1 protein-coding gene is annotated in these 4237 nt (G+C 75.0%); it reads right to left on the reverse strand.

What is annotated here, in order from left to right; all coding sequences use genetic code 11:
• The coding region (locus tag ACIQOV_RS30055) for an amino acid adenylation domain-containing protein (RefSeq protein ID WP_401053736.1) at nt 1-4237 on the reverse strand (4237 nt) is incomplete at both ends.

Here is a 4237-nt window from a genome sequence, read left to right on the forward strand (position 1 = left end):
GCCTCCACCAGGTGCTCGAAGGGCACGTCCTGGTGGGCGTACGCCGACAGCGCCGTCTCCCGCACCCGCCCGAGCAGTTCGGCGAAGCTCGGATCACCGCTGGTGTCGGTGCGCAGCACCAGTGTGTTCACGAAGAACCCGACCAGGTCGTCCAGCGCCTCGTCCGTGCGCCCCGCGATCGGACTCCCGATCGGGATGTCCGTGCCCGCGCCCAGCCGCGTGTACAGCGCCGCCAGCGCCGCCTGCAGCACCATGAACAGACTGGTGCCGGTGTTCCGCGCCAGCTCGGTCAGAGCGGCGTGCAGTTCGGGGCTCAGCTCCAGGCCGACGTGGTCCCCGTGCCGGCCCGCGACGGCCGGCCGCGGCCGGTCGGCGGGCAGCCGGAGCAGCTCCGGCAGGTCGGACAGCTGGCGCTTCCAGTAGTCGAGCTGCTCGGCGAACCGGCTCTGCGGGTCGGCGGCGTCGCCGAGCAGGTCGCGCTGCCAGAGCGTGTAGTCGGCGTACTGCACCGGCAGGTTCGACCGACTCGGCGCACGGCCCTCGCTCCGGGCGGCGTACGCCTCGGCCAGGTCGCGGGCCAGCGGGCCGGTCGACCAGCCGTCACCGGCGATGTGGTGCATCACCAGCAGCAGCACGTGCTCGTCCGGCGCCACCGCGAACAGCTCCGCCCGCAGCGGCGGCTCCGCCGCCAGGTCGAAGGGCCGCCGGGCGAACTCGGCGAGCCGGTGGTGCAGTTCGGCCTGCGATACCTCGGTCGACCCGGCCCGGGGCCGGGCCTCGGCCGGGTCCAGGACCCGCTGGCACGGGACGCCGCCCACCTCCGGGAACACCGTCCGCAGGCTCTCGTGCCGGGCCACCACGTCAGCCAGCGCCTCGTCCAGCGCCGCCCGGTCGAGCGTCCCGGTCAGCTGGAGCGCCAGCGGGATGTGGTAGGTCGCGGCCGCACCGTCCATGCGGTGCAGGAACCAGAGCCGGCGCTGGGCGAAGGACAGCGGTACGGCCTCCGGCCGCTCCCGCGCGGTCAGCGCCGGGCGGGCGTTGCCGGCCTCCGTCAACGACACGGCCAGACCCGCCACCGTGGGCGCCTGGAACAGCGCGCGCAGCCCCAGCTCCACGCCGAGCACCGAGCGCACCCTGGCGGCCAGCCGGGTGGCGAGCAGCGAGTGCCCGCCGAGGTCGAAGAAGTCGTCGTCGATCCCGACCTGCGGGCGACCCAGCGCCTCGGCGAACAGCTCGCACAGGATCTGCTCCTGCGGGGTGCGCGGTGCCCGTCCCACAGCCGTGGTCACGGCCTCGGGCGCGGGCAGCGCGGCCCGGTCCAGCTTCCCGTTCGGCGTCAGCGGCAGCGCCTCCAGCAGCACGAACGCCGACGGCACCAGGTAGTCCGGCAGGCGCTCGCGCAGGTACGCCGCCAACTCCGCCGGACGGACGGTCGTGTCCGGACGAGCCGTGACGTAGCCGACGAGCCGGTCGTCCTGGGCCAGGACCGCGGACTGCGCGACGGCGGAGTGCCCCGCCAGGGCCGCCTCGATCTCGCCGAGTTCGATCCGGAAGCCACGGACCTTCACCTGGTCGTCGGCGCGGCCGACGTACTCCAGCTCCCCGTCGGCGCGCCGGCGCACCAGGTCTCCGGTGCGGTACATCCGCGCACCGACCGGGCCGAACGGGCAGGCGAGGAAGCGCTCGGCGGTGAGTCCCGGCCGGTCGAGGTACCCGCGGGCCAGGCCGGGGCCGGTGACGTAGAGCTCTCCCGCCACCCCCGGCGGCACGATGCGCAGCCGCTCGTCCAGCACGTAGACCCGGAAGCCGGCGACCGCACGGCCGATCGGCGGCACACCGCCCGCTCCCGGGGACAGCGGGTCGCTCATGGTCGCGCACACCGTGGTCTCGGTCGGGCCGTACGCGTTGACCATCCGCCGGCCGGGCGCCCAGCGTGCCACCAGCTCCGGCGGGCACGCCTCCCCCGCCACCACCAGGGTGGTGGCGGTGACGTCGGCACTGTCCACCACCGCCAGGGCCGAGGGCGGCAAGGTCACATGGGTGACGCCGAGCCGGTGGTCCGTCAGCGCCTCCAGCGGGGCGTCCGCCGGGGCCAGGACGAGGGCGGCACCGCTGAGCAGGGCACTGCACAGGTCCCAGAACGACGCGTCGAAGCTCGGCGAGGCGAACTGGAGCACCCGGCTGCCGGGCACCACGCCGAGCCGCTCGACCTGCGCGGCCACCAGGCCCGACACGCCGGAGTGGCTGACCACGACGCCCTTGGGGCGGCCGGTCGAGCCCGAGGTGTAGATCACGTAGGCCGGGTGCCGGACGTCGGGCGCAACCAGTGGATCAGTGTCCGGCCGGTCTCCGCCGGTCACCATCGCCGGGTCGTCGACCACCAGAGCCGGCCGGGCGTCCGCCAGCATGAAGTCGATCCGCGCCTGCGGGTACGCCGGATCCACCGGCAGATACGCCGCCCCGGCCTTCGACACACCCAGAACGGCCACCACGGCTTCCACCGAGCGCGGCAACGCCACCGCCACCACCTGCTCCGGCCCCACACCCCGGGCGATCAGCGCATGCGCGAACCGGTTCGCCCGGACGTCCAGCTCCCGGTACGTCAGCTCGGTGCCGCCGCAGACCAGCGCGACCGCATCCGGCGTCGCCGCCACCCGCGCCGCGAACAGCTCCGGCAGGCTCACCCCGGCCGCCCCGTCCTCGACGACGGGCAGCAGCTCGGCGCGCTCCTCGACGGACAGCAGGTCGATCCCGCCGATCCGCCGTTCCGGGGCCGCGGCGACCGCGGCCAGCAGCCTGGTCCAGCGGGCGACCAACGTCTCGACCGTCGCACGGTCGAACAGGTCGGTGCTGTACTCGACCGCACCGCTGAGCCCGGCCGGCGCACCGTCCGGCCCGTACTCCTCCGCGAACCCGAAGGTCAGGTCGAGCCGCGCGGTGCCCGTGGTCACGGCCATCCCGGAGACCCGCAGGCCGGGGAGGTCGAAGTCGCCGCCCGGCGCGTTCTGCACGACCAGCCCGGTCTGGAACAGCGGGTGGTGGGACAGCGACCGGGACGGGTTGAGCGCCTCCACCAGGTGCTCGAAGGGCACGTCCTGGTGGGCGTACGCCGACAGCGCCGTCTCCCGCACCCGCCCGAGCAGTTCGGCGAAGCTCGGATCGCCACTCGTGTCCGTCCGCAGCACCAGCGTGTTGATGAAGAACCCGACCAGCTCGTCCAGCGCCTCGTCGGTGCGCCCCGCGACCGGGCTCCCGATCGCGATGTCCGTCCCCGCGCCCAGCCCCGTGTACAGCGCCGCCAGCGCCGCCTGCAGCACCATGAACAGGGTCGCACCCGAGCGTCGCGCCAACTTCACCAGCGCCGTGTGCAGTTCGGCGTCGATCCGGAGTTCCAGCAGGTCGCCGCCGTACGACATGGTGGCCGGGCGCGGCCGGTCGACGGGCAGCCGCAGCTGCTCGGGCAGCCCGGCCAGCGCCTGTGTCCAGTAGGCGACCTGGCGGCCGAACACGCTGTCGGCGTCCTGCTCGTCGCCCAGGATCTCGTGCTGCCACAGGGTGTAGTCGCCGTACGTCACCGGCAGCGGCGGCCAGGTCGGCGCCCCGCCGCCCCGCCGGGTGGCGTAGGCCGTGGCCAGGTCGCGGGCCAGCGGGCCCATGGACCAGCCGTCCCCGGCGATGTGGTGCATCACCAGCAGCAGCACGTGCTCGTCCGGCGCGACCGCGAACAGCTCCGCCCGCAGCGGCACGTCCGAGGTCAGGTCGAAGCCGCGCACCGCCGCGTCGCGCAGCAGGGCGGGCACCTCCGCCTCGGCGGCCGCGCGCACGGCCAGCGGGACGGGCACCTCGGCGGGGTCCAGCACCCGCTGGTGCGGAATGCCCGCGGTGTGCGGGAAGACCGTCCGCAGGGTCTCGTGCCGGGCCAGCACGTCGGTGAGCGCGGCGCTCAGCGCGTCCCGGTCGAGGTCGCCGCTCAGCCGCAGGGCCAGCGGCATGTGGTAGGTGGCGCTCGGTGCCCCGAACTGCTGGAGGAACCAGAGCCGGCGCTGGGCGAAGGACAGCGGCATCGGTTCGCGGCGGGGCCGGGGAACCAGGGCCTGCCGCGCGGTACCGGCGTCGTGCAGCCCGGCCGCCAGCCCGGCGGGCGTCGGCCGCCGGAACAGGGCGCGCAGCTCCAGCTCGACCCCGAGGGTCGCCCGGACCCGCGAGACCAGCCGGGTGGCGAGCAGGGAGTGCCCGC

The organism is Kitasatospora sp. NPDC091257, from assembly GCF_044757675.1.
GTDB classification, from domain to species: Bacteria; Actinomycetota; Actinomycetes; order Streptomycetales; family Streptomycetaceae; genus Kitasatospora; species Kitasatospora lactacystinica.